Genomic DNA, 1,044 nt, shown 5'->3' with positions numbered 1-1,044 from the left:
AGCTCCGCGCGAGCCTCGTCGCCGTCGAGCGATCGCGGGCGGGGGATCCACTCGGCGGCGAGCACCGCGAGCGGCTCCCCGCCATCCGCGGTCGGGCCGAACCAGATCACGCCCGTCTGCGCGAGCCACCAGATCACGTGGTACCGCCAGGGGCCCTGCACCGCCACCCCGCCGTCACGCCAGGCGTCGCTGAGCTGGGCCCGGCTGCGTGCCCGGCCGCCCTGCAACGCCGCGATGGTGAGCTCCGTCATCCGGTCCAGGTTCGCCTCGGTCAGCCCGATGGTCGCGCGCCGCTTCGGGGCCCCCGGCAGCACCCGGTGGTTCGTACTCGCCTGCATCCAGCCGATGTCCTCGGCGGCCAGCAGGTGCAGGGTGCCGCGCATGGGCCAGGACCGCACGATCGCCCCGGCGTTGAACGCGGCGTGCACGTCCTGGAGCGTCGCGTCCGCGGCGCGCAGTCCGAGCGCGGCCCGGCCGCCCCACCAGTCCTGGCCCTGCACCGCGAGCATCCGGGACGCGACCGCGGCCACGCGCGCGGGGGCGTCCCCGGCGGCGCTGCCGGGCAGGGGCGCGGTCAGGCCGAGGGCGCGCATCCGCCACCCCAGGACCTCGGCCGCAGTCGCCCGGAACGGCACCCGGATCAGATCCCTGCGCGCCAGTAGGAGGCCGGCACCGGCGGCTCCGCCCGCAGCTCGCGCGCCCAGCGCAGCGGCAGGTGCGGGTCGCTCAGCAGGGGGCGGCCCACGGACACCGCATCGGCCAGCCCCGCCCGGAGGATCGTCTCCGCCTGCGCCGCGCTCGTGATCATGCCCACCGCGGACACCGGCACCCCCGATTCCCGCACCGTCGCCGCGAACGGCACCTGATACCCCGGGCCGATCTGGATCGGGGCATCCGGCACGTTTCCGCCGCTCGACACGTCGATCAGGTCTACGCCGTCCTCGGCCAGCCACGCGGCAACCGTGCGAGCCTCCGCCGGGGTGAAGCCGTCCTCGCGCCACTCCGACGCGGAGACGCGAACAAAGAGGGGGATCGCGGGCTGCG

Annotated in this window: 2 protein-coding genes; both read right to left on the bottom strand. The window is 76.1% G+C overall.

The genetic code is table 11. The features are described from left to right. Nucleotides 1-593: DNA glycosylase AlkZ-like family protein (locus OOT08_RS01635; protein ID WP_325090829.1), on the bottom strand; the 593-nt coding region annotated here is incomplete at its 3' end. Between the two features lie 47 nt (nt 594-640). Next, nucleotides 641-1,044 (bottom strand): oxidoreductase (locus OOT08_RS01630; protein ID WP_442916152.1); only part of this gene is annotated, 404 nt, incomplete at its 5' end.

Origin of the sequence: Leucobacter sp. M11 (genome assembly GCF_035726885.1) — a bacterium.
In the GTDB taxonomy this organism is placed as follows: Bacteria; Actinomycetota; Actinomycetes; order Actinomycetales; family Microbacteriaceae; genus JAPFRB01.
This window is presented reverse-complemented; position numbering and strand designations above follow the sequence as displayed.